Annotated in this window: 24 protein-coding genes, 1 pseudogene and 1 other annotated feature; of the genes and pseudogenes, 11 read left to right on the forward strand and 14 right to left on the reverse strand. The window is 59.8% G+C overall.

From position 1 onward, the window contains the following. Together AB5Y76_RS16665 and AB5Y76_RS16670 are read left to right on the forward strand one after the other, a co-directional pair. Positions 1-511: pseudogene (locus AB5Y76_RS16665) on the forward strand (IS630-like element ISAhy2 family transposase); the annotation flags it as partial. 118 nt (positions 512-629) lie between these two features. After that, on the forward strand, positions 630-866 hold the full coding sequence (locus AB5Y76_RS16670) for a hypothetical protein (RefSeq protein WP_368177764.1): 237 nt from the start codon (positions 630-632) through the stop codon (positions 864-866). Positions 867-899: 33 nt separating this feature from the next. Here AB5Y76_RS16670 and hisIE read toward each other — a convergent pair whose 3' ends face one another. From hisIE to hisG, 8 genes are all read right to left on the reverse strand, one after another. Then, positions 900-1,520 (reverse strand): bifunctional phosphoribosyl-AMP cyclohydrolase/phosphoribosyl-ATP diphosphatase HisIE, encoded by a 621-nt coding sequence (gene hisIE, locus AB5Y76_RS16675; RefSeq protein ID WP_263719224.1) that lies wholly within the window; start codon positions 1,518-1,520, stop codon positions 900-902. Between the two features lie 128 nt (positions 1,521-1,648). Next, positions 1,649-2,422, reverse strand: coding sequence for an imidazole glycerol phosphate synthase subunit HisF (gene hisF / locus AB5Y76_RS16680; RefSeq protein WP_005345639.1), 774 nt, complete (start codon positions 2,420-2,422; stop codon positions 1,649-1,651). After that, on the reverse strand, positions 2,422-3,183 hold the full coding sequence (hisA, locus tag AB5Y76_RS16685) for a 1-(5-phosphoribosyl)-5-[(5-phosphoribosylamino)methylideneamino]imidazole-4-carboxamide isomerase (protein ID WP_058056833.1): 762 nt from the start codon (positions 3,181-3,183) through the stop codon (positions 2,422-2,424). Before hisA ends, hisF begins: the two co-directional genes overlap by 1 nt. Further along, positions 3,184-3,813, reverse strand: a complete 630-nt coding sequence (hisH, locus tag AB5Y76_RS16690) for an imidazole glycerol phosphate synthase subunit HisH (protein ID WP_263719223.1) — start codon at positions 3,811-3,813, stop codon at positions 3,184-3,186. Continuing rightward, complete coding sequence (gene hisB / locus AB5Y76_RS16695) at positions 3,813-4,922, reverse strand: bifunctional histidinol-phosphatase/imidazoleglycerol-phosphate dehydratase HisB (protein ID WP_263719222.1); 1,110 nt, start codon at positions 4,920-4,922, stop codon at positions 3,813-3,815. Before hisB ends, hisH begins: the two co-directional genes overlap by 1 nt. 15 nt (positions 4,923-4,937) lie before the next feature. Further along, positions 4,938-6,008, reverse strand: a complete 1,071-nt coding sequence (hisC, locus tag AB5Y76_RS16700; RefSeq protein ID WP_263719221.1) for a histidinol-phosphate transaminase — start codon at positions 6,006-6,008, stop codon at positions 4,938-4,940. After that, complete coding sequence (gene hisD / locus AB5Y76_RS16705; RefSeq protein ID WP_263719220.1) at positions 6,005-7,330, reverse strand: histidinol dehydrogenase; 1,326 nt, start codon at positions 7,328-7,330, stop codon at positions 6,005-6,007. The genes hisC and hisD overlap by 4 nt, the downstream gene beginning before the upstream one ends. Positions 7,331-7,342: 12 nt before the next feature. Further along, positions 7,343-8,239, reverse strand: coding sequence for an ATP phosphoribosyltransferase (hisG, locus tag AB5Y76_RS16710; RefSeq protein WP_005345626.1), 897 nt, complete (start codon positions 8,237-8,239; stop codon positions 7,343-7,345). Positions 8,240-8,267: 28 nt separating this feature from the next. Further along, positions 8,268-8,392: a sequence feature (His leader region), on the reverse strand. A 187-nt stretch (positions 8,393-8,579) separates the two neighbouring features. Between hisG and AB5Y76_RS16715 the strand changes: the two genes are divergently transcribed. From AB5Y76_RS16715 to rnd, 7 genes are all read left to right on the forward strand, one after another. Further along, positions 8,580-8,825 (forward strand): hypothetical protein, encoded by a 246-nt coding sequence (locus AB5Y76_RS16715; RefSeq protein ID WP_047440092.1) that lies wholly within the window; start codon positions 8,580-8,582, stop codon positions 8,823-8,825. Between the two features lie 67 nt (positions 8,826-8,892). After that, complete coding sequence (locus tag AB5Y76_RS16720) at positions 8,893-10,812, forward strand: ATP-dependent DNA helicase (protein WP_263719219.1); 1,920 nt, start codon at positions 8,893-8,895, stop codon at positions 10,810-10,812. A gap of 90 nt (positions 10,813-10,902) precedes the next feature. After that, positions 10,903-11,604: a tRNA (adenosine(37)-N6)-threonylcarbamoyltransferase complex dimerization subunit type 1 TsaB gene (gene tsaB, locus AB5Y76_RS16725; RefSeq protein ID WP_236341632.1), complete on the forward strand. Its 702-nt coding sequence runs from the start codon at positions 10,903-10,905 to the stop codon at positions 11,602-11,604. Between the two features lie 118 nt (positions 11,605-11,722). Beyond that, positions 11,723-12,238, forward strand: coding sequence for a Slp family lipoprotein (locus AB5Y76_RS16730; RefSeq protein WP_041202708.1), 516 nt, complete (start codon positions 11,723-11,725; stop codon positions 12,236-12,238). A gap of 8 nt (positions 12,239-12,246) precedes the next feature. After that, positions 12,247-13,125 carry an alpha/beta fold hydrolase gene (locus AB5Y76_RS16735; RefSeq protein ID WP_263719218.1) on the forward strand — a complete coding sequence of 293 codons (879 nt, stop codon included), beginning with the start codon at positions 12,247-12,249 and terminating at the stop codon, positions 13,123-13,125. 198 nt (positions 13,126-13,323) lie between these two features. Further along, positions 13,324-15,000 carry a long-chain-fatty-acid--CoA ligase FadD gene (gene fadD / locus AB5Y76_RS16740; protein ID WP_085942148.1) on the forward strand — a complete coding sequence of 559 codons (1,677 nt, stop codon included), beginning with the start codon at positions 13,324-13,326 and terminating at the stop codon, positions 14,998-15,000. Positions 15,001-15,108: 108 nt separating this feature from the next. Beyond that, on the forward strand, positions 15,109-16,221 hold the full coding sequence (rnd, locus tag AB5Y76_RS16745; RefSeq protein ID WP_263719217.1) for a ribonuclease D: 1,113 nt from the start codon (positions 15,109-15,111) through the stop codon (positions 16,219-16,221). Between the two features lie 186 nt (positions 16,222-16,407). Here the strand turns inward: rnd and AB5Y76_RS16750 are convergent, their stop codons facing one another. Genes AB5Y76_RS16750 through selD form a run of 3 tightly spaced genes read right to left on the reverse strand, consistent with a single transcriptional unit; the run spans position 16,408 to position 19,224 of the window. Continuing rightward, a complete protein-coding gene (locus tag AB5Y76_RS16750) occupies positions 16,408-17,052 on the reverse strand; it encodes an MBL fold metallo-hydrolase (protein ID WP_263719216.1) in 645 nt (214 codons plus the stop codon). A gap of 22 nt (positions 17,053-17,074) precedes the next feature. After that, positions 17,075-18,190 (reverse strand): tRNA 2-selenouridine(34) synthase MnmH, encoded by a 1,116-nt coding sequence (mnmH, locus tag AB5Y76_RS16755; RefSeq protein WP_263719215.1) that lies wholly within the window; start codon positions 18,188-18,190, stop codon positions 17,075-17,077. Next, complete coding sequence (gene selD / locus AB5Y76_RS16760) at positions 18,187-19,224, reverse strand: selenide, water dikinase SelD (RefSeq protein ID WP_263719214.1); 1,038 nt, start codon at positions 19,222-19,224, stop codon at positions 18,187-18,189. The genes mnmH and selD overlap by 4 nt, the downstream gene beginning before the upstream one ends. Positions 19,225-19,630: 406 nt before the next feature. Between selD and AB5Y76_RS16765 the strand changes: the two genes are divergently transcribed. Further along, positions 19,631-20,059, forward strand: a complete 429-nt coding sequence (locus AB5Y76_RS16765; protein ID WP_263719213.1) for a GNAT family N-acetyltransferase — start codon at positions 19,631-19,633, stop codon at positions 20,057-20,059. Positions 20,060-20,093: 34 nt separating this feature from the next. Here AB5Y76_RS16765 and AB5Y76_RS16770 read toward each other — a convergent pair whose 3' ends face one another. The 3 genes from AB5Y76_RS16770 to AB5Y76_RS16780 form a co-directional block, all read right to left on the reverse strand. Further along, positions 20,094-21,278, reverse strand: a complete 1,185-nt coding sequence (locus AB5Y76_RS16770; RefSeq protein ID WP_263719212.1) for an acyltransferase — start codon at positions 21,276-21,278, stop codon at positions 20,094-20,096. A gap of 352 nt (positions 21,279-21,630) precedes the next feature. Then, positions 21,631-22,824, reverse strand: a complete 1,194-nt coding sequence (locus AB5Y76_RS16775; protein ID WP_005336736.1) for a class I SAM-dependent methyltransferase — start codon at positions 22,822-22,824, stop codon at positions 21,631-21,633. A 113-nt stretch (positions 22,825-22,937) separates the two neighbouring features. Then, positions 22,938-24,368 (reverse strand): methyl-accepting chemotaxis protein, encoded by a 1,431-nt coding sequence (locus AB5Y76_RS16780; protein WP_042080795.1) that lies wholly within the window; start codon positions 24,366-24,368, stop codon positions 22,938-22,940. Positions 24,369-24,450: 82 nt separating this feature from the next. Between AB5Y76_RS16780 and AB5Y76_RS16785 the strand changes: the two genes are divergently transcribed. Next, positions 24,451-24,723 (forward strand): acylphosphatase, encoded by a 273-nt coding sequence (locus AB5Y76_RS16785; protein ID WP_005345583.1) that lies wholly within the window; start codon positions 24,451-24,453, stop codon positions 24,721-24,723. The last annotated feature ends 151 nt before the right edge of the window (positions 24,724-24,874 follow it).

Genomic DNA, 24,874 nt, shown 5'->3' on the forward strand with positions numbered 1-24,874 from the left:
TAATCCGGTGTTTTATGAGGATGAAGTCGATATAGACCTCAATCCCAAATTTGGGGCCGACTGGATGTTCAGAGCGCAGCAAAAGCGGGTTGTCACACCGGGACAGAACGCCAAACATTACCTGGCAGGCGTTCTCCATGCAGGCAACGGAAGAGTGCTTTACGTCAGCGGGATAAAGAAAAACTCATCGCTGTTTATCGCCATGCTGGAAAAGCTGCGTCACCACTACCGACGAGCCAAAACCATCACGCTGATCCTCGATAACTACATCATTCACAAAAGCAAGCAGACCGAGCGATGGTTGAAGAAGAATCCCAAGTTCTGCCTGGTATTCCAGCCAGTTTACAGTCCTTGGGTTAATCACATAGAACGGCTGTGGCACAAGTTGCATGAAACCATCACGCGCAATCATCAATGCAGAAGGATGGCCAACCTGCTGGCTCGAGTGAAACACTTCATGGATACCGTGTCTCCTTTCCCGGGGAATGGCTATGGCACAGCGAAGGTGTAGCACTATTAGGATCAGTTATTTAGGGAAAAGGAATGATGTTGTAATAACATTGGAAATAGTGCCAAGTAAGATACTTAATAGACCAAGTAATGGTAGGTGGGCTGATGGTAATTACAACATGTCGTTAGTGTCATTGTTAAATTCATCATATGAAATGATAAATACAAGCAAGCAATACAAGCCGTATACTCTTGGTAAAGATCATATTTTGGCTAGAGCTATAAATTCAGATGTAAGTAATAAAAAGCTTAGTCACTTTGAGGCGGCACTATTAGCTCGACCTGAGTTATCTCAACTTGAGAATCGTATAGAGGTTTATAAAAATATAGTTGAATTAGCTATACATCTTGAATGAGTAAAGCCGGGATAACCCGGCTTTATTATCAGATTATTTATTGTGCCGCTTATAAAGCCGCTGAACGACATCCTGTAATCCCAGCCCTTCGTTTTGCAGCAGCACGGTCAGGTGGTAGAGCAGATCGGCGGATTCGTTGATGAGCTCCTCCCGATCCTTGGCCATGGCGGCCAGCGCCACTTCAACACCTTCCTCACCTACCTTCTGAGCTATGCGCTTGGTGCCTTTGTCGTAGAGGCTGGCGGTGTAGCTGGTGGCCGGATCGGCCCCTTTGCGGGCGGCCAGTACCTGCTCCAGCTCTGCCAGAAAACCGAGCGGTGGCAGCGGGTGACCATGGAAGCAGGAGGTTGTCCCCTTGTGGCAGGTGGGGCCGACGGGGTTGGCGGCGATCAGCAGAGAGTCCTGATCGCAGTCGGTGCTGATGGCCACGAGTTTGAGCACATGGCCCGAGCTTTCACCCTTGGTCCAGAGCCGCTGTTTGCTGCGGCTAAAGAAGGTGACCTGACCTGTGGTCTGGGTCTTTTCCAGCGCCTCGCGGGTCATAAAGCCCTGCATCAGCACCTCGCCACTGGCGGCGTGCTGGACGATGGCGGGGATCATGCCATCGCATTTTTCCCAGTCGAGCTGTTCAATTAATAAGTTGGAATTATGCACGGGTATCGGCTCCTCTATTATCAGACCGGCACTCAGGGCGGGGGATCATGGCGCATTTACATTTTTCCCAGTCGAGCTGCTCGGCAAGAGGGCGCGCGCTGGCGGTTGTTTGTGCATTTTCAGAGAAGTTATTCACGGATGGCGACTCCTTCGGTTTTCAGCCAGCGTTTCAATTCGGGAATGGGGATAAGGCCCTTGTGGAACACGGAGGCGGCCAGAGCCCCGTCCACGTCGGCGAGGGTAAAGGCATCGCGAAAGTGCGCCATGGCACCGGCGCCGCCGGAGGCGATCAGCGGCACCTTGCAGACGCTGCGCACCAGCTTGAGCTGGTCGAGATCATAACCCTGACGCATGCCGTCCTGATTCATCACGTTCAGCACGATTTCGCCCGCGCCGCGCTTTTGCACCTCCTGCACCCAGTCGAGAGTGTGCCAGGCGGTGGTGCGGGTGCGGCTCTCGTCACCGGTAAACTGTTTGACCTGATAATGGCCCGTGTCGGCATCGAAGTAGGAGTCAATGCCCACCACCACGCACTGCACGCCAAAGCGCTCGGCCAGTCGGCTGATAAGCGTCGGATCGGCCAGCGCCGGAGAGTTGATGGAGACCTTGTCGGCACCAAATTCGAGGATCTGGCGGGCGTCTTCCACGCTTTTGATGCCACCGGCGACGCAGAAGGGGATATCGATCACCTCCGCTACCCGGCTCACCCAGCTCTTGTCCACTACCCGGGCATCGCTGGAGGCGGTGATGTCATAGAACACCAGCTCGTCAGCCCCTTCCTCGGCGTAGCGACGGGCCAGCTCGACAATGCCGCCCATCACCTCGTGGTTGCGAAACTGCACCCCTTTGACCACCACGCCATCCTTCACGTCGAGGCAGGGGATAATGCGTCTTGCCAGCATCAGTTGCCTCCTGTGGTATCGGCTGCGGGGGCTTGCCAGCAGGCGATGGCGTCACCCACCGAGAATTTGCCCTCCAGCAGGGCGCGGCCAAGGATGATCCCCTTGACGCCGGAGCCCTTGAGCGCCTCGATATCCGCGATGCCGCCAATGCCGCCGGAGGCCTGAAAGGCGACGCTCGGGTAGCGGGCGCAGAGATCACGATAGAGCTCGACGTTGGTGCCAGCCAGGGTGCCGTCACGGCTGATGTCGGTGCAGAGCACATGCTTGAGCCCGGCGGGGAGGAAGCGCTCGATCAGCGCCTCGATGGTCACACCGCTGTTCTCCTGCCAGCCTGCCACAGCGATATGGCGATTGCCCTGCTCATCGATATTGACGTCCAGCGCCAGCACGATCTGCTCGGGGCCATATTTCTCCATCCAGCTCGCCACCAGATCCGGGGATTTGACGGCGGTGGAGCCAATCACCACCCGGCTGGCGCCGGCGGCCAGCAGATCCGCTACATCCTGTTCGGTGCGCACGCCGCCGCCGACCTGCACTGGCGCTTCAGTGGCCGACAGCAGTTGGGTCAGCAGGGGCAGCTGGCGCGCCTTGGCATCCTTGGCGCCGTCCAGATCTACCAGATGGAGCTGCACCGCTCCCTGAGAGACATATTCATCGAAGCGGGCCTGCGGGCTGCTGCTGTATTCGGTCTTCTGGTCGTAGTCCCCCTGATAGAGGCGAACCACCTGACCGTTGATAAGGTCAATTGCGGGAATGATCATTCAAAGCTCCAGAAAATTTTGCAGCAAACGGGCACCGGCTGCGCCTGAGCGCTCCGGGTGGAATTGGGCGCCAAAGAAGTTGTCACGGGCGACAATCGCGGTAAAAGGCTTGCCGTAGTCGCAGGTCGCCAGCGTCGCTTCGGTCACCTCCAGCGCATAGGAGTGCACGAAGTAGAAGTAGCTGCCGCTCGGGATCCCCTTGAGCAGAGGATGGGTCTCGTCATGCTCAATCTGGTTCCAGCCCATATGGGGCAGGCGCAGATTACCCACCTCCATCAGCCGGATCTTGCCCGGCACTATGCCAAGGCAGTCGATAAGCGTATCTGGCGAACCCTCTTTGCCCATGCTCTCTTCGGAGGCCTCCGCCAACATCTGCATGCCGAGGCAAAAGCCCAGCAGCGGCTGTTTGGCGGCGCGAATGAGCGGTACCAGCCCGCGCTCGTTGAGGTTCTTCATGGCGGCCACCGCGGTGCCGACGCCGGGCAGGATCAGCTTGTCCGCCTGTTCGATATCGGCTGCCAGGCTGGAGACCAGCGGCTGCACACCGAGGCGTTCGAACGCCATTCTGACCGAGGCCAGATTGGCGCAGCCAGTATTGATAATGACCAGCTTCTGCTTGCTCACATCCATCACAGCACTCCCTTGCTGGAGGGAAGCTCGCTTCCTTCCACCCGAATGGCCTGACGCAGGGCGCGGCCAAAGCCTTTGAACAGCGCCTCCACCTGATGGTGGGTGTTGCCGCTGCCCACCTTCATCTGCAATGTGATGGCCATGGCGTCCGACAGCGAGCGGAAGAAGTGGGGCACCATCTCGGTGGCCATCTCGCCCACCTTGTCGCGGCCAAAGCCGCTCGGGCAGTCGAATACGAAGTAGGGGCGACCGCTGAGATCCAGCGCGGTGCTCACCTCCTGCTCGGTCAGCGGGCGCGCATCGATCACCGCCTGCACCTCGTCCATCGCCAGCACGAAGCCGAAACGGCCGATGCCGCGCTTGTTGCCAAGGGCCTGACGCAGCGCCTGACCTAGGGCCAGTCCGACGTCTTCCACCGTGTGGTGATCGTCGATATGCAGATCGCCGCTGACGTTCAGCTTGAGCTGGAAACCGGCGTGGGTGGCAATTTGATCCAGCATGTGATCAAAGAAGCCGATGCCGGTGGCGATCTGGTTGCCGCCGCTCTTGTCCAAATCTAGGGCCACCTTAATACGGGTCTCCTTGGTGTAGCGTTCCACCGAGGCTACGCGCCCCTTGGATAACAGCTGATCACGGATGGCGGGCCAGTTGTGATCCTGCGGGTGGTAGCGGATCCCGCCAATGCCCATGTTCTCGGCCAGCTGCAGATCGGTCTGGCGATCGCCAATCACGAAGGAGTTGGCAAAGTCGATGCGACCGGAGGCGAGATACTCCTTCACCAACCCGAGGTGGGGCTTGCGGCAGCTGCAGCCGTCGGTGGGGAAGTGGGGGCAGATCAGCACCTGTTCCCACTTCACCCCTTGCGATTCAAACAGGTGCATCATCAGGTCGTGAGGGGGCTGGAAGTTCTCCAGCGGCAGGCTGGCGGTGCCCAGCCCATCCTGATTGGTCACCATCACCAGCACATAGCCGGCGGCCTGCAACTCGCGCAACACCGGAATGACCATGGGCTCGAAGCGCAGCTTGGCGAGGCTATCCACCTGCTTGTCGGTCACCGGCTCTTCAATCAGGGTGCCGTCGCGGTCGATAAACAAAAACGGGGTCTTCATCGCTACATCCTTGTCTTACAAAGTGGGAGAGGGCAGATCACGCAATACCGCCAGCACGGCATCCATCTCGCCCTGATAGCCGATGGTGACCCGAATGCTGTTGTCCAGACCCGGCTTGGTCGAGAAGTCCCGCAGTATGATGCCGGCGGCCTTCATGGCGGCAAAGACGGCGGCGCCATCCACAAAGCGCACCAGCACGAAGTTGCCCTTGTCTTCGAATATTTCCTTCACGCAGGCAAGCTTTGTCAGCTCTGCCTTGAAAGCGGCTTTTTGCTTGTTGAGCTCCATCACTCGCTCGTGCATCAGCTCCAGCCCCATGGGGGAGAGGGCCTGCGCCGCGATCTGGGCGATGGGCTCAGGGATGGGATAGGGGGCGATCACCTTGGCCAGCATGGCGATCACCTCGGGGCTTGCCAGCGTAAAGCCGCAGCGGATCCCCGCTAGGGCAAAAGCCTTGGAGAGGGTGCGGGTCACCACCAGATTGGGGAAGCGGGCCAGCAGGTCCACCACGGACGCCTCGGGGCAGAACTCGATATAGGCCTCGTCCACCACCAAGATGGCGCGATCCCGCGCTTTTTCCAGCAAAGCGATAAGGCCGTCACGCCCCACCAGATCCCCGGTGGGGTTGTTGGGGGAGCAGAGAAACACCAGTTTCACATCAGACAGACGGTCCGCGATGGCGGGCCAGTCAGGCTGGCGGCTGGCGGTGAGCGGCTGCTCGACGATACCGACGCCACAGGTCTCGGCGCTGATGGCGTACATGCCGTAGGTGGGCGGACAGATGAGGATCTGATCTTCACCCGCTTCGCAGAAGGTGCGGATCAAGAGCTCGATGGCCTCATCGGCGCCGCGGCTCACCAGCACCTGATCGGGATTGACCCCGGCGTAGGCGGCATAGCCGTTCACCACCTCGGCCGGTTGGCACTCGGGGTAGCGGTTGAGGCGGTTCCCCTCGATGGTAAAGGGATAGGCCTGCGGCGCCTCATTGGCGTTGAGCCAGACGTGGCCCTTGCCGCCGATGCGGCGAGCGGATTGATAGGGGGTGAGGGCCCGCACCACGCGGCGCGCCAGATTGGCAATGCTCATGACAAATCCTTCTGCTGTGCTGTTGGTTGGGGCGCGGCGGCCAGGGCGTTCAATCTCAGCGTCACGGCGTTCTTGTGGCCATCGAGCCCTTCGGCCTGAGCAATGCGCTCGACGATGGGGCCAAGGCCCTGAATGCCGCGCTCGCTCAGCTCCTGCACCGTGTAGCGGCGCTGATAATCGGCGAGGCCAAGGCTCGAGCAGGTGCGGGCATAGCCATAAGTGGGCAGAGTGTGGTTGGTGCCGCTGGCGTAATCGCCGACTGACTCGGGGGTCCATGCTCCCAGAAAGATGGAACCGGCGTTCTCAAGCTGGTCCAGCAGATCGCGGGGGGCGCGGGTCTGCACGATCAGGTGCTCCGGCGCGTAGGCGTTGGAGATGGCACACGCCTCGGCCAGATCGTCACAGAGGATCACCAGACTTGAGCCCAGCGCCTGGGCGGCGATATCGCGGCGGCTCAACTTGGCCAGCTGGCATTTTATTTCCCCTGCGATGGCATCGGCCAGCAGCGGTGAGGTGGTCACCAGCACCACCTGGCTGTCGGGGCCGTGCTCGGCCTGGGAGAGCAGGTCCGCCGCCACGAAGGCCGGGTTGGCGCTCTCGTCGGCAATCACCAGCACCTCGGAGGGGCCGGCCGGCATGTCGATGGCGGCGCCGCGCCAGTCGCGCGAAACCTGGCCCTTGGCTTCGGTCACATAGGCGTTGCCCGGGCCGAAGATCTTGTCCACCTTGGGGATGCTCTCGGTACCGTAAGCCATTGCCGCGATGGCGTGGGCGCCGCCGATGGCGAACACCTTCTCGACGCCGCAGGCGCGGGCGGCAAACAGGATCTCGTCGCTGGCGGGGGACGGGGTGCAGAGCACCACTTCACGGCAACCGGCGATAGCAGCCGGAATGGCCAACATCATCACGGTGGAGGGGAGCGGCGCGCTGCCCCCCGGCACATAGAGGCCGACTCGACTGATGGGTTGGGTGCGCAGCTCGCACACCACCCCGGGCTGGGTTTCTACCCGTACCACCGGCTGCACTTGCGCGGCGTGGAAGGTGCGAATATTGGCAATGGCCGCTTCGATGGCATTTTTGATGTCGTCATCCAGCCGCGCGCAGGCAGCTTCAATCTCATCTTCGCTGACGCGCAACTGCTCACGGGGGGCACGCTCGAAGCGCAGGCTCAGCTCGCGCAGGGCCTCATCGCCACGGCTACGCACCGCGGCGATGATATCCCGCACTACGGCGCCGATATCCGCCTCGTCATTGAGGGCGGGCCGAGTCAGCACGTCGGCCTGCTGGGCAGGGGAGAGGGTCTTCCAGATCAGGGTCTGCATGATGTCCCTTCCTTATTCCATCATTTTTTCGATGGGCAGCACCAGAATGGAGCTGGCGCCGAGGGCCTTGAGCTGCTCCATGGTCTCCCAGAACAGGGTCTCGCTGGAGACGACGTGCAGGGCCACCTGATTGGTGTCACCGGCCAGTTGCATGATGGTGGGGCGCTCGGCACCCGGCAGCAGATCGGTGATGGCATCGAGCTTGTCTTTGGGGGCGTGCAGCATGATGTATTTGCTCTCGCGGGCCTGCTGCATCCCCTGAATGCGGGGCAGCAGTTTGTCGATGAGCTTCTGTTTGGCATCAGACAAGGGGTTGGGGGCCTGGACCAGTACCGCCTTGGAGCGGTAGATCACCTCCACCTCTTTGAGGCCATTGGCTTCCAGGGTCGCGCCGGTGGAGACCAGATCGCAGATGGCATCGGCCAGGCCTGCGCGGGGTGCCACTTCCACCGAGCCGCCCAGCATCACGCTCTTGAAGCCAAGGCCCTTTTCGTCAAAGAAGCGCTTGAGCAGCCCGGGATAGGAGGTGGCGATGCGCTTGCCGGCAAGGCTAGCTGGCCCTGTGTAGTTCACATCTTCCGGCACCGCCAGCGAGAGGCGGCAGCCGCCAAAGTCCAGCTGCTTGAGGGTTTTGACCTCGAAGGGCAGTCCCTGTGAAGCGCGAATAAGCTGCACCTCTTCCAGCACGTTCTCGCCGATGATGCCAAGGTCGACCACCCCTTCCATCACCAGACCCGGGATATCGTCATCACGGACCCGCAGGATATCGATGGGCATGTTCTCGACATGGGCGATAAGGCGCTGCTCGCGCAGGTTGATTTTCAGACCACAGCTCTTGAACAGGGCTTGGGAGTCCTGGCTCAGACGACCGGACTTTTGCATGGCGATACGCAGACGTTGTGTTTCCATTGCTCGATTTCCTTCTAGTCAAAAACGAAAAAACCCTCGGAAGTGGGTGCTTCCGAGGGTTTATGAATCTTGCGGTCCTTTTGGAAGTCACCAGTTAAGTGTCTTCCAGCAGTCAACCTCCTGAAAGACTAGTCGGGATGATGATGGTGGTGATGAGTCTTCAGGGTGGTGAACTTCATGTAATCAATCCTTTACAAAATAAGATGTCGTAATTGACGCCTGATTTAAACTACCTGCCTTGACAGAAAATGCAACCCGAAATTGTGATTTGATCGATTAAAGTGGCGAAAACGGTTTTCTGGTCGATAACTAGACAATAACCCCTGCAGGAGTCGCCATCATGCCCAGCCAGGACCTGTTGTTCCCCATTTTGCCCCGGGCGCCCGCTGCGCCCGGCAGCGAAGAGATCAAGCGGGAAGTGAACCAGATCAGCAAAAAGCACCAGCTGCGCAAGACCAGCACTGACAACAGTGACTCCCAGCAGCGCCAGCAGGCATATAACACGCCAGCCAAACGTGATCAGCCCAAGGCGGAAGAGGGCGATCACAAGCCGGACCCCGAGCATCAGATCGATCTGTTCGTCTAGGCAGATTATCTGTCCCGCTTTTGCCGCGCTTTTGGCATAATGGCCGCTTTTGCTGCGGGACGCCCTTTTGACCATCCAGACCCTGTTCAAGCCAGATGGCCCTCTGGCCAGCCATATCGACGGTTTCAAAGCCCGCGCTCCCCAACTGGAGATGGCCGAAGCGGTCGCGCGCGCCATCAAAAGTGGTGGCCGTCTGTTGGTGGAGGCGGGGACCGGTACCGGCAAGACCTACGCCTATTTGGTGCCTGCGCTGGAGTCCGGCAAGCGGGTGGTGATCAGCACCGGCTCCAAGAACCTGCAGGAGCAGCTCTTCTATCGGGATCTCCCGACCATCACAGGGGCGCTCTCCTACACCCCGCCGGTGGCCTTGCTCAAGGGGCGCAGCAACTATCTCTGCATCGAGCGGATGAACCGGCTCTTGAGCGAATCCCATCTGCAAAAGCCTGAAATTCTCAACGATCTGGTGAAGGTCAAATCCTGGTCCACTGCTACCGATAACGGCGATGTGGGGGATATTCCGGGATTGCAGGAGAACGCCGAGATCCTCGCCCACGTCACCAGCACCAACGATAACTGCCTCGGTCGCGACTGCCCCTATTACGACGACTGCCATCTGGTGGTGGCACGACGCCGCGCCATGGACGCCCAGGTGGTGGTGATCAACCACCACCTCTTCTTCGCCGATATGGCGGTGAAAGACACCGGATTTGGTGAGTTGGTGCCCGAAGCGCAAGTCTATGTCTTTGACGAGGCACATCAGCTGCCGGAGATCGCCACCAACTACTTCGGCAAGTCGGTGGGCAGCCGAACGATTCAGGATTTGGCGCAGGATATCCAGCTTGCCTATCGGGCCGAAGCCCACGACATGGCCCAGCTCGGCAAGGCGGCGGACCGGCTCGCTATCGCCAGTCAGGATCTGCGGCTCGCCTTCGGGGTGGATGGCGGTCGTGGTAATACCCGCGACATGCTGCGCCAGCAGCTCTGGGGGCAGGCTTTGGCTCGTCTTAACGATGCGATCGGGCTCTGCTACGAGGTGCTGAAACTGGCTCTCGGCCGTGGCGAGCAGCTGGATCACGCCTTCGAACGGATCAGTGAACTGCGCACCCGCCTGGGTGAAGTGCTGGCGGTCAACCAGACCGGTTTCTCCTACTGGTACGACTGCTCACGGCTTCATTTCACCCTCAATCTGACGCCGCTTTCGGTGGCCGAGCGATTCAGTGCCGAGGTGCAAAGACCGGAGGTGGCCTGGGTCTTTACTTCTGCCACCCTGACGGTGGATATGCGCTTTGATCACTTCAAGGCCGAGCTGGGGTTGGCGGGCAGCGCCGAGCTGATCCTCGACAGTCCGTTCGACTATGGCGAGCAGGCGCGGCTCTGTGTACCCCGTTATCTACCGGAGCCCAACGCCTTTGGCCGTGGAGAGCAACTGGCCAATCTGATGATTCCCCTCATCAACAAGACGCCGGGGGGCTGTTTCTTCCTCTGCACCAGCCATCAGGTGATGCGTCAGGTGGCTGAGGTGCTGCGCCGGGAGATTGGCCGCACCGTCTTGTTGCAGGGGGAGGACAACAAGCAACGGTTGCTCAAGGAGTTTGTGGAGAATGGCCGTGCCGTGCTGGTGGCGACCAGCAGTTTCTGGGAGGGGATCGACGTGCGAGGGGCGGCGTTGTCGTGTGTTATCATCGACAAGCTGCCGTTTGCCAGCCCCGATGATCCGCTGCTCAAGGCGCGGGTGGATGATTGCAAGCTCAAGGGGGGGGATCCCTTCGCCGAGCTGCAGTTGCCCAAGGCGGTGATTGCCCTCAAGCAGGGTGTGGGGCGGCTTATTCGTGATCGCAGTGATCACGGGGTGCTGGTGATCTGTGATCCACGAATGGTCAACAAGCCTTACGGCGCCACCTTTATCAAGAGTCTGCCCGCCATCCCTCGCACCCGGGAGTTGGGAACGTTGGGGAGTTTTTTCGATCGCACTGAACGCGGTGAATAAGTGTGCCGCCAGCTAACAGATTTGAACAACGGGTGAGCATATCTCGCTTGCCGGTTATGTAATTGACTGATTTTATAGAGATTGGAAAGCATGAACGAGTTGAAGATCCTGGCCGTAGATACCGCCACCGAAGCCTGCTCCGCCGCCTTGCTGGTGGGTGACAAGCTATTCTCCCGCTGGGAGGAGGCGCCACGGGATCACACCCGAAAAATCCTGCCCATGGTTCAGGCTGTGTTAGAGGATGCCGGGATAAGTTTGAGTGACCTCGATGCCATCGCGTTCGGCCGCGGCCCGGGCTCCTTTACCGGCGTGCGGATCGGCATCAGTGTGGCGCAAGGTCTGGCGTTTGGTGCGGGTGTGCCGCTGATTGGCATCTCGACCCTGGCCGCCATGGCGCAAGGGGCCTATCGACTGGATGGCGCCGAGCAGGTGCTGACCGCCATCGATGCGCGGATGAACGAAGTCTATTTCGGCCGTTATGAGCTGATTGATGGCCGCATGCAGCTGGTGGGGGACGAGGTGGTGAGCGAGCCCGCGGCACTGGTTGACGTCCGTGGCAAGCTGGCGGGTCGGGTGACCTGCGTCGGCACCGGTTTTGAAACCTATGGCGAGACCCTGAGTGGTCTGGCCGATGAGCTGGCGGAGAGTCAGGTGCGCTTCCCGGCGGCAGAGGACATGCTGCCGCTGGCCCGCGCCGCCTGGCTGGCGGGGGAGGCTGTGCCTGTGGAGAAGGCGACGCCGGTCTATTTGCGTGACAAGGTGACCTGGAAAAAACTGCCGGGTCGCGAATAAGGGCAGGAGCGCTGACGTCATGTCGCTCTTGCCGCTCATCAGCTGCAACACAAGCGGATGGCCCGACGGGCCACGCTGGCAACAGGAGAGAGACATGATGCGTAATACCAGAAGCGACATGATGAAACGCGGGATGGTGGTCGGGGCGCTGGCCCTGCTGCTCGGGGCCTGCAGCTCGGTTCCCAAGGAGCTGGCCTATGAGCCCGAAAACCAGCTGGTGGCCTATCAACCCGCCCTTGGCGGAATGGAAGGCAAACCGGCCCGCTGGAGCGGCGTTATCTCGGCGGTGCACAACAAGGCGGATCAGAGTGTTATTGAAGTGGTCTATCTGCCACTTAAATCCAACGGTGTGCCGGAGCAGACCGAGCAGAGCCCGGGCCGTTTTCTGGCCATCATGAAGGGTTTTGTCGATCCGACCCTCTACGCCAAGGGGCGCAGCCTGACAGTGCTTGGCACCATAGGCAAACCGGTGGATAGCCAGATTGGCGAGCACAAGTACCGCTTCTCTGTGCTCAATGTGACGGGCAGCAAGCTGTGGCCGCCAGTCAAGGAGGTGGAGGTACGCTATATGGACCCTTACTTCTACGACCCCTTCTATGATCCCTTCTGGCCGAGACGGCCGCTGCGTCGCTAAGGCTTGCCATGATCAAGAGCATCAAAAGCACTCTGCACGAGCGGCTGCTTACGCTGGCGGATGGTCGGCAGGTGGCCCTGCTTGAGAATCAACTCGCGGATCAGGCTCAGCAGGGCAAACCCCTGCTGATTGCCCTGCATGGCTGGCTCGACAATAGCGCCAGCTTCTTGCCGCTGGCGCCCCATCTGGGGGATTTTCACCTCATCTGTGTCGATCTGCCGGGACATGGTCACTCCGATCACAAAACCACCCCTTATGTCTTTGTTGACTGGCTGGACGATCTCTACCAGATCGCGCAGGCGGCCGACTGGTCGCGCTTCACTCTGCTCGGTCACTCCCTCGGGGCGTTGATCGCCTCCGCCTATGCCGGGGTGTTTCCCGAACAGGTGGAGCGGTTGATCATGCTGGAGGGGCTGGGTCCGCTCAGTCAGCCCGATGAGGAGGTACCTGCCCAGCTGCGACGTGCGATTTTAAACCGCAGTCGCACCCGGGAGCGCAGTGCCAACGGCTTTGCTTCCATCGATGAAGCTGTCGCCGCCCGTTGCAAAGTGGCGGATATCACGCCGCAGGCGGCGCGTATTATCTGTGAGCGGCAGCTTGAAGAGCGGGCAGGGCGCTGGCACTGGCGTAGCGATCCCCGTTTGCGGGATCTGTCGCCCCTGAGAATGAGCGAAGGACAAGCTCGGGCACTGATGGCGGCTATCCGTTGTCCGGTGCTGTTGATGCAGGGGGAGCAGGGCTTTGCTGCGCTTGAAGCCCAATGGCAGGCCCGTCAGGATGCCTTCCAGCAGATCGAGCGGGTCATATTGGGTGGAAACCACCATTTTCATATGGAAAATTCGGTTGATACGGCCGTTTGTATCGTAAAGTTTTGTCAAGTTCGGTAGAATCGCCAGCTTTCAATAATTCCAGGTTTGTTTTCTCCCTCACATTTTTCTGTTGTTAATTTGCTGTTAATTGATGTTGCGCTGTGTAAATATGTGCGGCATTAGAGCATCAGCTTAAAACAACCGATTAAAATGGATGTGAACCGGGACGGAGGCAACACAGTGAGCGCACAGGTGCTAGTTATGCAGGAGAAGTTTGTGGAAAAAGTCTGGCTGAAACGTTATCCGGAAGGGGTCCCCGCCGAGATCAATCCAGACCAATACAGCTCCCTGGTCGAGATGTTCGAATCCTCGGTGACCCAGTTTGCCGATCAGCCCGCCTTCGTCAACATGGGCCAAACCATCACCTACCGCCGACTGGAAGAGCAGTCCCGCGCCTTTGCTGCCTATCTTCAAAACGAGCTGAAGCTGGAGAAAGGGGATCGGGTTGCGGTGATGATGCCTAACCTGCTGCAATACCCCATCGCCGTGTTCGGCATCCTGCGCGCCGGCATGATCGTGGTCAACGTCAACCCGCTCTATACCCCGCGCGAGCTGGAGCATCAGCTCAAGGACTCCGGTGCCAAAGCCATCGTCATCGTCTCCAACTTCGCCCATACCCTGGAAAAAGTGGTCTATGACACCCCGATCAAGCACGTTATCCTGACCCGGATGGGGGATAACCTGGGGCTGGCCAAGGGCACCCTGGTCAACTTCGTGGTCAAGTACGTCAAGAAGCTGGTGCCGAAATACAATCTGCCCCACGCCACCACCATGCGTCAGGCCCTCTCCAAGGGGCGTTTCCTGCAGTACATCAAGCCGGAGATCACCAACGACGATCTCGCCTTCCTGCAGTACACCGGTGGCACCACCGGCCTCTCCAAAGGGGCCATGCTGACTCATCGCAACATGATTGCCAACGTCGAGCAATGCCTCGGCGTCTATGGCCCCATGCTGGAGCGTGGCAAGGAGTTCGTGGTCACCGCGCTGCCGCTCTACCACGTCTTTGCCCTGACTGTGAACTGCCTGCTCTTTATGCGTATCGGCGGTTACAACCTGCTGATCAGCAACCCGCGCGACATCCCGGGTTTTGTCAAAGAGATCAAGAAGTACCCCTTCACCTGCATTACCGGGGTCAACACCCTGTTCAATGCGCTGGTCAACAACGAAGAGTTTCAGGGGATCGCCTTTGACAAGCTCAAGCTGACCATCGGTGGCGGCATGGCGGTGCAGCGCGCGGTCGCGGAGAAGTGGAAGACGCTGACCGATACCCCGCTGCTGGAAGGCTATGGCCTGACTGAGTGCTCGCCGCTGGTGAGCGTCTGTCCCTACGACCTCACTGATTACAACGGCTCTATCGGTTTGCCGGTCTGCTCTACCGAGATCCGTCTGGTAGATGACAACGGTCAGGTGATCCACGCCCTCGGCACCCCGGGCGAAATGCAGGTTCGTGGCCCGCAGGTGATGGTTGGCTACTGGCAGCGCCCCGAGGCGACCGCCGAAGTGATGCAGGATGGCTGGCTCTGTACCGGTGATATCGCGGTGTGCGACGAACAGGGCTTCTTCAAGATCGTTGACCGCAAGAAGGACATGATCCTGGTCTCCGGTTTCAACGTCTATCCGAACGAGATCGAAGATGTCGTTGCCCTGCACCCGAAAGTGCTGGAAGTGGCCGCCGTCGGTGTGCCGCACAAGGTTTCCGGCGAGCTGGTGAAGATCTTTGTGGTCAAGAAAGATGCAAAATTGCAGGAGGACGAGATTATTGCCCACTGCCGCAAACATCTGACTGCCTATAAGGTGCCGAAACTGGTAGAATTTCGTGACGAACTTCCCAAGACCAATGTGGGCAAGATCCTGCGCCGCGTACTGCGCGACGAGGAGATTGCCAAGCAATAACCGGACTGAAGCTGCAGAATCTTCTGCAAACCAGCACCGTCGTTATGCAAAACCGTGGGTCATCCCACGGTTTTTTCTTTTTGGCCCTGATCAACCGCGCAGGCACAGATGCACTATCAACTTATCACTCAGCAAGACGAACTTGAGCAGTATCTCGCTTCTCTGGCCGACGTTCCCCTGGCTATCGATACTGAATTCGTTCGCACCCGTACCTACTACCCCCAGCTTGGCCTGTTCCAGATCTATGACGGCGAGCATCTGGCGCTGCTGGATCCGCTCACCCTGGATCTCTCCGCCCTCTGGCAGCGACTGGGCCGGGAAGGGCAGATCGCCATCCTGCACGCCTCTGGCGAAGATCTGGAGCTTATCCAGCATCAGGCGGGCCACCTGCCCAACCAGATGCACGACACCCAGCTGGCTACCGCCTTTCTCGGTTACGGCGTCTCGGTCGGCTTTGGTGCGCTGGTGAACGAATTCCTTGGGGTCGAGCTGGAAAAAGATCAAGCGCGCACCGATTGGCTGGCCCGCCCGCTTACACCGCGTCAGCTCGAATACGCGGCAGCGGATGTCTTTTACCTGATGCCGCTCTACGAGAAGGTGATGGCCAAACTGCGGGAAAGCGGCAAGTTTGCCTGGTTCGAGCAGGAGTGCCAGAACCACTCCGCCCGCAAGACCCAGTGCAGCGATCCCCGTCAGGCTTATCTTGACATCGTCAACGCCTGGCAGCTGGGTCGCCGCGAGCTCGCCATTCTGCGCGAGCTGGCCGCCTGGCGCCAGCAAGAGGCGGTGCGCCGGGATCTGGCCCTCAACTTTGTGGTGAAAGAGCTGCACCTGTTCAAGGTGGCGGAGCGTCGTCCTGCCTCCCTGCGGGATCTCAACGAGCTCGGCCTATCGCCCATCGAGATCAAGATCCACGGCAAGCGGATGCTCGATATTGTCGCCAAGGCGCAGCAGAGCGATCCTGACAGCTGGCCCGAGCCCATTCGCCGGCTGGTGGACTTCCCCCAGTACAAGGCCGAGCTCAAGCGCATCAAGGCCATGGTGGAAGAGAAGGCCAAGGCGAGCAATATTCCGCCCGAGCTGATTGCCAGCAAGAAGATCATTCACCAGTACTTCACCTGGAGCTGGCGGATGAACGACGAAGAGCGGGCTCGCAGCGACAAACCGATGCTGCTGCAAGGGTGGCGTCATGAGCTGGTCGGTCACCTGCTGGCACAATAAGCCACCAGACGGTTGCATCTATAAATAAATCCTCACCCTCGGGTGGGGATTTTTATTGGGCGAAAGAGACAAACAGGCATGCTGAACTGGAGAACACAGAGGGCTATGGCTGGCCGGATGGCAGGAGTCGAGAATGAAAAAGAGAGCAGAGAAGAAAAGGCAGCGGAACACCGCTGCCTTTTTTGATCACCAGATAGGCTGGATCAGATAGGGGTTGCTCGCCTTCTCGCGGCCGAAGGTGGAGCTGGGGCCGTGGCCCGGGATAAAGACGACTTCGTCGCCCAGCGGCAGCAGGGTCTCGGTGATCGACTTGATCAGCGTACCGTGATCCCCACGGGGGAAGTCGGTGCGGCCGATGCTGCCGGCAAACAGCACATCGCCAACCCAGGCGAGTTTTTCGGCCTGGTTCAGCAGCACGATATGGCCCGGGGTGTGGCCGGGGCAGAAGTAGACATCCAGCTCGCACTGGCCAAGCTGCACCTTGTCACCCTGATCAAGCCAGCGATCCGGCGTGAAGGCGGGGGTATGGGCGAAGCCGAACATCTGGCTCTGCTGGGGCAGCATGTCGAGCCAGAAGGCGTCCTCCTTGTGGGGGCCGGTAATGGCGACGCCGGTCTTTTCCCGCAGCTCGGCGGCGGCACCCACATGATCCAGATGACCGTGGGTCAGCAGGATGTGGGTCAGGGTCAGGCCGCGTTTGGCGATGGCGGCCAGCAGTTTGTCCGCTTCGCCGCCCGGATCGATCAGGGCGGCCTGATGGGTCTCGTCACACCAGATGAGGGAGCAGTTCTGGGCGAACTGGGTGACCGGAATCACCTCGAATTTCAACATAGAGTTCCTCTCTTGGGATGGGTCAGCCGCGCAGCGCGCTGGCATGCTGCTCGGCGAAATAGTCGAGACAGGCCTGTTTGTCACCGCGGAATACGATGCGCTCCTGCTTGTTGCCAAGCTGATAGAGATACATGGGGTCGTAGTAGCGGGTCAGCAGCAACGTGATCCAGGCCAGATGCAGCCCGGTATCACCGCTCTTTTCCTGCTCGGTGAGGGCGGTCTGCATCAGGGCATCCAGCTCGCGGTGGGCCTGATCGCCAAGACGGCGCTTGAGGCGGGCCAACGCATCGGTGAGATAGGCGGCAAACAGCGGCCATCCCTCTTCTTGGCCATACATGGCTTGATAGCGCAGCCAGAGATCGTGCACGTAATCTTCTCGGATCTGCTCGGCGCGATCGATCTGCGGTACATCCACCACCACCAGCGGTGCCTGACTCATGGCCTCATGGAGGGAGAGGGGCAGGCAGCAGCGGCCAATCAGGCGGCTCTCGTCCTCGACCACGAAGGCATGCTCGCCCTGATGGCGGCGCTTGAGCAGCTCGATGGCCATGTTGTTTTCAAAATTGATGTTGCTGGGCTGGCCGCCGGGCAGCTGACCAAACGACGAGCCCCTGTGATGGGCGTGTCCTTCCAGATCGAGCGCCTGAGCTACGTGGTCCAGCATATGGGTCTTGCCGGAGCCGGTCATGCCGGTCAGCACAGTCCAGCGGCACTCGGCAGAGGCCTTGTCCTGGGTGTCGATCAGGAAACGGCGCAGCTCCTTGTAGCCACCGGCGACGCGGGGGCGAGTCACCCCGGCATCAGCCAGCCACTGTTGTACAGTTTGCGAGCGCAGGCCGCCGCGAAAGCAGTAGAGCAGGGCATCGGGCTGCTGGCGCAACTGCTCCAGCCAGCCTTCGAGTCGTTCGGCACGTACTGCTCCCCCCACCAGCTTGTGTCCAAGCTCAATGGCGGCGGCCTGACCCTGCTTCTTGAAGCAGGTCCCCACCTGGGCGCGCTCATCGTCTGTCATCAAGGGCAGGCTGGTCGAGCAGGGGAAGGCCCCCTCCTTGAACTCGATGGGGGCGCGCACATCAATCAACGGTACATCGCCTAAAAAAATCTGGGCGTAGTCCGTGGCCAGTGGCAATTCACTCATTGGACAATCTCGATAAAGCGGGAGCCCTCAAGGGGCTTGATCTGACCGATGGGCGAGAGTGTTAGCCCAGCTTCTTGCGCGATGGCGAGCAGTTCGGCTTCGCTCTCTTTACCCACGGCGACCAGCAGGCCGCCGCTGGTTTGCGGATCGCACATGATGTTGCGGGTGCGATCGTCCATGGCATCGAGCTTGTGGCCGTAGGAGTCGTGATTGCGCAGGGTACCGCCCGGGACGCAGCCCTCGGCGAGGTAGTAATCCACCTCATCAAGCAGCGGCAGCGCCTTGAAGTCGAGGCGGGCGCTGACGCCAGAGCCTTCACACATCTCCAGCAGATGACCCGCCAGACCAAAACCGGTCACGTCGGTCATGGCGTGGACACCCGGCAGCTCGGCAAAACGCTGGCCAATCTTGTTGAGGGTGCACATGGCGTTGGGGGCCAGCTGCTCGTGTTCGGGTTTCAGCTTGCCCTTCTTCTGGGCGGTGGTGAGGATACCGATACCAAGGGGCTTGGTCAGATAGAGGGTGTCACCCACCTTGGCGGTGTCGTTCTGCTTGATGGCGTCCAGGGGCACGATACCGGTGACCGCGAGGCCGAAGATGGGCTCGGGGGCATCGATGCTGTGGCCACCGGCCAGTGAAATACCCGCTTCGTGGCACACCTGACGGCCGCCGTCGATCACCTGCTGGGCCACTTCGGCGGGCAGGGTATTGATGGGCCAGCCGAGGATGGCGATGGCGACGATGGGCTTGCCGCCCATGGCATAGATATCGCTGATGGCGTTGGTGGCGGCGATGCGGCCAAAGGTGAAGGGGTCATCGACGATGGGCATGAAGAAGTCGGTGGTGGAGACAATGCCCTGACCGTTGCCGATATCGACCACGGCCGCGTCATCCTTGCTGCTGTTGCCAACGATCAGGGTCGGGTCGTTGAAGCCCGGGATCTGGCTCTTGAGTATGGTGTCGAGTACCTTGGGAGAGATTTTGCAGCCGCAGCCAGCGCCGTGGCTGTATTGGGTCAGACGAATGGAAGACATACTTACCCCTTTTATTTGCAAACAGAGCAGAGGCTCTGTGGAGCCGTCTTGGTCAATGGGCGGCCTTGTAGAGAGAAGGACAAGAAGCCGCAAATATGGGTGGCCTCGGTGCCAACAGGGGCAGCGATGACTGGCAGTTATGAAAGACCGCCAGGCCGGACGGGGAAGAAAAGGGCGACAAGGTGCGCCAGCGCAGCCCCGCCAAGGGCCACAGGACGGGGCATTATGCCACATTTGCCCCTTGGGGTTCGAACAGGAATTCACATAAACAGCAGGGAATTGCCCGCACTTGCCTGTCATCGGTCTGGATCCGGCGCTGGCTGATTGATTGCAGTACAGATGCAGCAAAGAGAACGTCAAAGAGACCAACAGCACGCAACCACTGCGTCATCAGGAGGAGAGCTTAGTGACCACCACATTTTTGGTTAACCACCCCATCACCACGGTGCAGTTTGCGGCGTTGTTGGCGCAGACCTCGCTGGGGGCGAGACGGCCGCTGGACCATCCGGCCACCCTGCAGGGCATGCTGGATAACGCCAATTTGCTGATCACCGCCTGGCAGGGCGAGACCCTGGTCGGTGTGGCCCGCTCGGTGACCGATTTTCATTTTTGCTGCTACCTCTCGGATCTGGCGGTGGCCGAGTCGGTGCAGGGGCAGGGGATTGGCAAAGCCCTTATTCGCGAGACGTTTTTGCAATTGCAGCCCGGCTGCAAGCTGATCCTGCTGGCCGCACCGCAGGCAGTGGCGTACTACCCCAAGCTCGGATTTAGCCAGCACCCGAGCGCCTGGGTGATGAGCAGTCTGGATGAACTGGTGCTGGATGAGTTGGCATAAGCCCGTCAACTCATCCAGACAGGGTGAGATTAACTTATCCGGCTTGCTTCAGCGCCGGTTGCCGTGACTTGCCACAGCGGCGCAGACGCCGCTGCAGTGGCCGCTCCAGCAGGTTGTAACTTAAAGAAGATAGCCCGATCAGCACCGCCAGCATCAGTAAGGTTGCCACAACCCCCAGCAGCGGGTTGGTCTGGCCATACCACCACTCGGTGAGCCCCGGTGCCAGATAGTGGATGAGCTCGCAGCCGGTGAGCAGCACCAGCGCATGGAGCAGGTAGATAGAGTAGGAGAGATCCCCCAGCCAGTTGGTGAAGCGGTTATCCAGGAGGCGCAGCAGCGTGCTTTGGCGATTGCTTTGGCAGGCGGCAATCCAGATCAGCAGCACGTAGGAGGCGATCAGCAGCAGTGTCAGTGGTGGCGTCATGGTGAACTGCATCAGCGCGAAGGGCAGCACAAAGGCGACCAGCAGCGGCAGATCTCGCTTCATCATGGGCACGCCTTGCGCGGCCTTGACCCTCGGCAGCAGCCAGAGGCCGAGCACAAATTCACTCACCCCGCGCCCCACCGCTAAGGCGCCGCTGGTGACATCCAGGGTGCCGCGACTGTGCACGATAAAGGCCAGCACCGTCAGCGCCAGCAGGGGGGCGAGATGGCTCCAGCGACTGCGGGTGACTGCGAGGGGAATCAGCAGCGGGAACAGCAGGTAGCTGATCCACTCCACGCTCAGGGACCAGGCGGCGAAGTTCCAGGTCAGCCCGTGATCGGTCATCACCTGCAGCAGCAGGAAGGCGCTCGGCAGCGCCTCGGCCGGGGTGAAGGGGGAGCCGAAGGGGGGCATCCCTTCCCACTCCCACATTTTGAACAAGGGGCCGGCGTAGAAGCCCACCCCGTGCTGCGCCTTGTAAAGCTCCCAGCCGACCAGCAGCAGCAGGGTCACCAGATAGAGGGGGTAGACACGGGTCAGCCGCAGCCAGAGAAAACGGCCATAGCTCACGGTGCGGGGCGTGCGGGTGAAGGCCTCGCCATAGACATGGGCCAGCACCACGCCGCTCAAAATAAAGAACAGGTCGACCCAGAGGTAGCCATTCTCGATGAGCTGGGTGTGGCCTGCGATCGGCTCCATCCACTGGGGAAAGAGCAGCAAGCGGGCATGGAACAGCACCACCATCAGGGCAGCGATGCCCCGCAGCGGCGTTAACAGCGGCAATGATTGATTCATAACGGGATCCTTTGTGATGTTCAGCTTGGCCTGACATCGGTTTTTATTGTTGTACCGTCCATCACTCCTGATGGGACGGTTGCCCCGGCTTGGCTGCCGCAGGCGGGATCACACTACGGAAAAGAGAGTCATACGGGTGTGATTTAAATCATAAATGTGCAGTTATTGTGCAAAGAAATTTAAACAGATAAAGACGTGGGACGCAGGCAGGGAAAGAGGAGGAGAGAGAACACCCATAAAGCAGAGAGGGTGGTCAACGGGGCGAGCGTCAGGCTTAGGCCTATAGGACGCGATGTAAAACAATCAGGCCCGCAAGGGGCCTGATTGATCACAAGGGGAGGGTGGTTGCCGATCAGCGGGCGCGTACCACCAGACCCTTGAGGTAGAAGCCTTCCGGATAGGCGGTACCGATGGGGTGATCGGAGGCCTGGGAGAGCAGCTCCAGGATCTGGGCATCGCGACCGGCATCGAGCGCCGCATCGGCAACGATCTTCTGGAACAGGCTCTGCTCCATCAGGCCTGAGCAGGAGTAGGTCAGCAGCACGCCACCCGGTGCCAGCAGCTGGAATGCCAGCATGTTGATGTCCTTGTAGCCTCGGCAGGCACCCAGCAGCTGGGCCTTGCTCTCGGCAAACTTGGGCGGATCCAGCACGATGACATCGAACTTCTCGCCCTTCTCGCGGTATTCACGCAGCAGCTTGAACACGTCGTGACGGACAAACTGGGTGTTGCTGGTATCCAGCCCGTTCAGCTCGGCATTCTGGCGGGCGATATCAAGCGCATTCTGGGAGAGATCGACGTTGACCACTTCCTTGGCGCCGCCCTTGAGAGCATAAACGCCAAAACCGCCGGTGTAGCAGAAGCAGTTGAGCACACGCTTGCCTTCGGTGTACTTGGCAGCAGCCTGACGGTTATCCCGTTGATCCAGATAGAAGCCGGTTTTATGGCCGTTACGAATGTCTACCAGGATCTTGACGCCACCATTCTCTTCGATGACCACCGGTTCGTTCGGGGTCTCGCCATAAATGACGCCGGTGCGCTCTTTCAGCCCTTCCTTCTTGCGTACCGCCACGTCGGAGCGCTCATAGATGCTGCACTCGGGGTAGAGGGTACGCAGTGCTTGGGTGATCAGCTCACGCTGGAACTCGGCACCGGCAGAGAGGATTTGGCACACCAGAAAATCGGCATAACGGTCGATGGTCAGACCCGGCAGGCCGTCGGATTCGGCGGCGCAGAGGCGATAGCCGGTGAGACCCTGACGCTTGATCAGCGGATCGCGAGACTCTTGAGCATATTTGAGGCGACGGATAAAGAAGTCGAGATCGACGGTCTCATCCTTGTCGAAGGTCCAGACTCGGGCACGGATTTGGGAGCTGCCTGACCAGGCGCCACGGGCGAGCCACTTGCCATCGTTGGCATAGATCTCGACGGTATCGCCGTCAATGGGGTTGCCCTGAACCCGCTCAATCCCCTTGGAGAAGATCCAGGGGTGGCGACGCAGCAGGGATTTTTCGCGGCCTTTGACGAGATAGATGGAAGCGCTCATGGATGTTTGCCGATGGTAGAAAGAAAAGGGGCCACATTCTATGTGGCCCGCAGGTAAAACTCAAACAACCCTGTGTAATGGATGGGGTTGCCCTGATCTGACACCTCATACGGTCAGAGCTTAATCCCCTTGAGTGCCTGGGTCAGTTCGCTGGCGGTGGCTTTAAGCCCCTGCGTACCGGCTACCGAGGCGCTGGCGGACTCTTCCACCTGCGCCGCTTCATGGCGTACCTGATCCAGATTGTGGGTGATCTCGGCGGCAACCGAGCTCTGCTCTTCGCTGGAGGTGGCTATCTGGGTGCTCATCTCCAGCACCGCATCGCTATGGTTGCTCAGTTTTTCGATATCGAGCCCCACTTCGCTGATGAGCTGCTGGCTGCTGGCGGCGCGCCCCACGGTTTTCTCCATGATCTCGTTTAGCGCGCCGGTACCGGTCTGCAGCTCTTCGATCATCTGCTGGATCTCCACCGTCGCCTGCTGGGTACGGCTGGCGAGGGTACGCACCTCATCAGCTACCACCGCAAAGCCGCGACCCTGCTCACCGGCACGGGCCGCTTCGATGGCGGCGTTGAGGGCCAACAAGTTGGTCTGCTGGGAGATGGCGTTGATGACGTTGACCACCTCGTTGATCCGGTTGGCGTTGTGGGTGAGCCGCTCGACCGCGCCGGAGGCGTTGCCAATCTCGTCGGCCAAGGTGCGGATCGCTTCGATGGTGCGGGCCACCCGGTTGGCGCCATTGGCCGCCTCTTCGCTCGATTGGCGGGTCTGCTGCAGGGTGTCGTTGGCATTGCGCGCCACTTCGCGGATTGCCGCCGACATCTGCTCCATGGCGGTGGCCAGTGAATCCATGTGCTGGCGCTGGGAACGCGCCATGGTCTCGCCTTCGCGGGCATGGTCACGAAACTCGTCGGCGGCCATGGTCAGCGCTTCGGCAGACTCTTCCACCAGTTTGACGATCTGGTGCTGGCGGTCGGTAAAGCGGTCGATGCTGCCCGCCAGGGTGGAGAACTCGTCGCGCACCGGAAAGAAGTTGAGGCGGAAGGTGAGATCCCCGTCCGCCACGGTTTGCAACGCCTTGTTGGTGGAGTAAAGCGCTCCGGAGACAAAGGTCATCATGTAGTGGATCACCAGCGCCATCAGGGCGGCCAGCGCGCCGATCAGGAGCAGGGTCGAGCCCTGACCCTCCCACATTGAGAGGTTGCCGGTATCGAGATCACCGGTGACGTAGCCCGCCTGACCCGCTGGCGCGCTAAAGAGGTAGTGATCTCCTTGCTGCTGCAACCCGCTGCTGCCTTGCCGGGTCAGACGCAGATCAGCAGGCAACACCAAAGTGGGCTGCTGGCTGACCAGCTGCGCCGTGGTCTCGACCCGTTGCTGCAACTGCGCTACCCGCAGGGAGATCTCCTGCTGATGGCTGGCCGCCAGCATATACCAGCTGAGAAAGGCGATGATGAAGAGAGGTAACCAGAACGCGATATGGAATTTTTCACTGATGGTGAGGTGAATGAGATAGCGGTCAACCCACCGGAATTTAACTTCTTTCATAATGGAGCTGCATCCTGCAGAGATAGAGTGTCGGGCACATTATCGTCTCGGGAAATTTTTTCTTAAGCGGAAGGTGTGAGAAATGGGAGAGCAATCGTTTGTCATTCGGGTGTGGGGGCAGGTGCAGGGGGTGGGATTTCGCTATTTCACCCGTGAGCGGGCGCTGCAACTGGGTTTGCGGGGCCATGCCTACAACCTGGAGGATGGCTCGGTGGAGATCCTCATTAGCGGCCCCGCGCAGGGGGTGCAGATGATGCTGGGTTGGCTGGAGCATGGCCCGCGCACCGCTAGGGTGACCCGGATGGAGTATGAAGAGGCGCTGCCGCCCACCGGTCAGGGCTTTCACACCAACTGAGGTTTTAGGGGGAAGACTACTATATTATTTTCCTTAATTCACAGCATCACGTTTAGTGAGGTATCCTGATTTTCACAGACAGTCCCGATTGTTACGATGAGACAATCGGGGGTATTGAATGAAATCGAGAGAACACTATTCACCAGAGTTT

Source organism: Aeromonas sp. R1-2 (assembly GCF_040908505.1).
GTDB lineage: Bacteria > Pseudomonadota > Gammaproteobacteria > Enterobacterales > Aeromonadaceae > Aeromonas > Aeromonas veronii.

What these genes read in the sequence shown, in the direction of transcription:
- AB5Y76_RS16670 (WP_368177764.1), top strand. Translation starts at nt 630, where the DNA reads ATGTCGTTAGTGTCATTGTTAAATTCATCATATGAAATGATAAATACA.
- hisF (WP_005345639.1), bottom strand. Translation starts at nt 2,422, where the DNA reads ATGCTGGCAAGACGCATTATCCCCTGCCTCGACGTGAAGGATGGCGTG.
- hisA (WP_058056833.1), bottom strand. Translation starts at nt 3,183, where the DNA reads ATGATCATTCCCGCAATTGACCTTATCAACGGTCAGGTGGTTCGCCTC.
- hisH (WP_263719223.1), bottom strand. Translation starts at nt 3,813, where the DNA reads ATGGATGTGAGCAAGCAGAAGCTGGTCATTATCAATACTGGCTGCGCC.
- hisB (WP_263719222.1), bottom strand. Translation starts at nt 4,922, where the DNA reads ATGAAGACCCCGTTTTTGTTTATCGACCGCGACGGCACCCTGATTGAA.
- hisC (WP_263719221.1), bottom strand. Translation starts at nt 6,008, where the DNA reads ATGAGCATTGCCAATCTGGCGCGCCGCGTGGTGCGGGCCCTCACCCCC.
- hisD (WP_263719220.1), bottom strand. Translation starts at nt 7,330, where the DNA reads ATGCAGACCCTGATCTGGAAGACCCTCTCCCCTGCCCAGCAGGCCGAC.
- hisG (WP_005345626.1), bottom strand. Translation starts at nt 8,239, where the DNA reads ATGGAAACACAACGTCTGCGTATCGCCATGCAAAAGTCCGGTCGTCTG.
- AB5Y76_RS16715 (WP_047440092.1), top strand. Translation starts at nt 8,580, where the DNA reads ATGCCCAGCCAGGACCTGTTGTTCCCCATTTTGCCCCGGGCGCCCGCT.
- tsaB (WP_236341632.1), top strand. Translation starts at nt 10,903, where the DNA reads ATGAACGAGTTGAAGATCCTGGCCGTAGATACCGCCACCGAAGCCTGC.
- AB5Y76_RS16730 (WP_041202708.1), top strand. Translation starts at nt 11,723, where the DNA reads ATGATGAAACGCGGGATGGTGGTCGGGGCGCTGGCCCTGCTGCTCGGG.
- AB5Y76_RS16735 (WP_263719218.1), top strand. Translation starts at nt 12,247, where the DNA reads ATGATCAAGAGCATCAAAAGCACTCTGCACGAGCGGCTGCTTACGCTG.
- rnd (WP_263719217.1), top strand. Translation starts at nt 15,109, where the DNA reads ATGCACTATCAACTTATCACTCAGCAAGACGAACTTGAGCAGTATCTC.
- AB5Y76_RS16750 (WP_263719216.1), bottom strand. Translation starts at nt 17,052, where the DNA reads ATGTTGAAATTCGAGGTGATTCCGGTCACCCAGTTCGCCCAGAACTGC.
- mnmH (WP_263719215.1), bottom strand. Translation starts at nt 18,190, where the DNA reads ATGAGTGAATTGCCACTGGCCACGGACTACGCCCAGATTTTTTTAGGC.
- selD (WP_263719214.1), bottom strand. Translation starts at nt 19,224, where the DNA reads ATGTCTTCCATTCGTCTGACCCAATACAGCCACGGCGCTGGCTGCGGC.
- AB5Y76_RS16770 (WP_263719212.1), bottom strand. Translation starts at nt 21,278, where the DNA reads ATGAATCAATCATTGCCGCTGTTAACGCCGCTGCGGGGCATCGCTGCC.
- AB5Y76_RS16775 (WP_005336736.1), bottom strand. Translation starts at nt 22,824, where the DNA reads ATGAGCGCTTCCATCTATCTCGTCAAAGGCCGCGAAAAATCCCTGCTG.
- AB5Y76_RS16780 (WP_042080795.1), bottom strand. Translation starts at nt 24,368, where the DNA reads ATGAAAGAAGTTAAATTCCGGTGGGTTGACCGCTATCTCATTCACCTC.
- AB5Y76_RS16785 (WP_005345583.1), top strand. Translation starts at nt 24,451, where the DNA reads ATGGGAGAGCAATCGTTTGTCATTCGGGTGTGGGGGCAGGTGCAGGGG.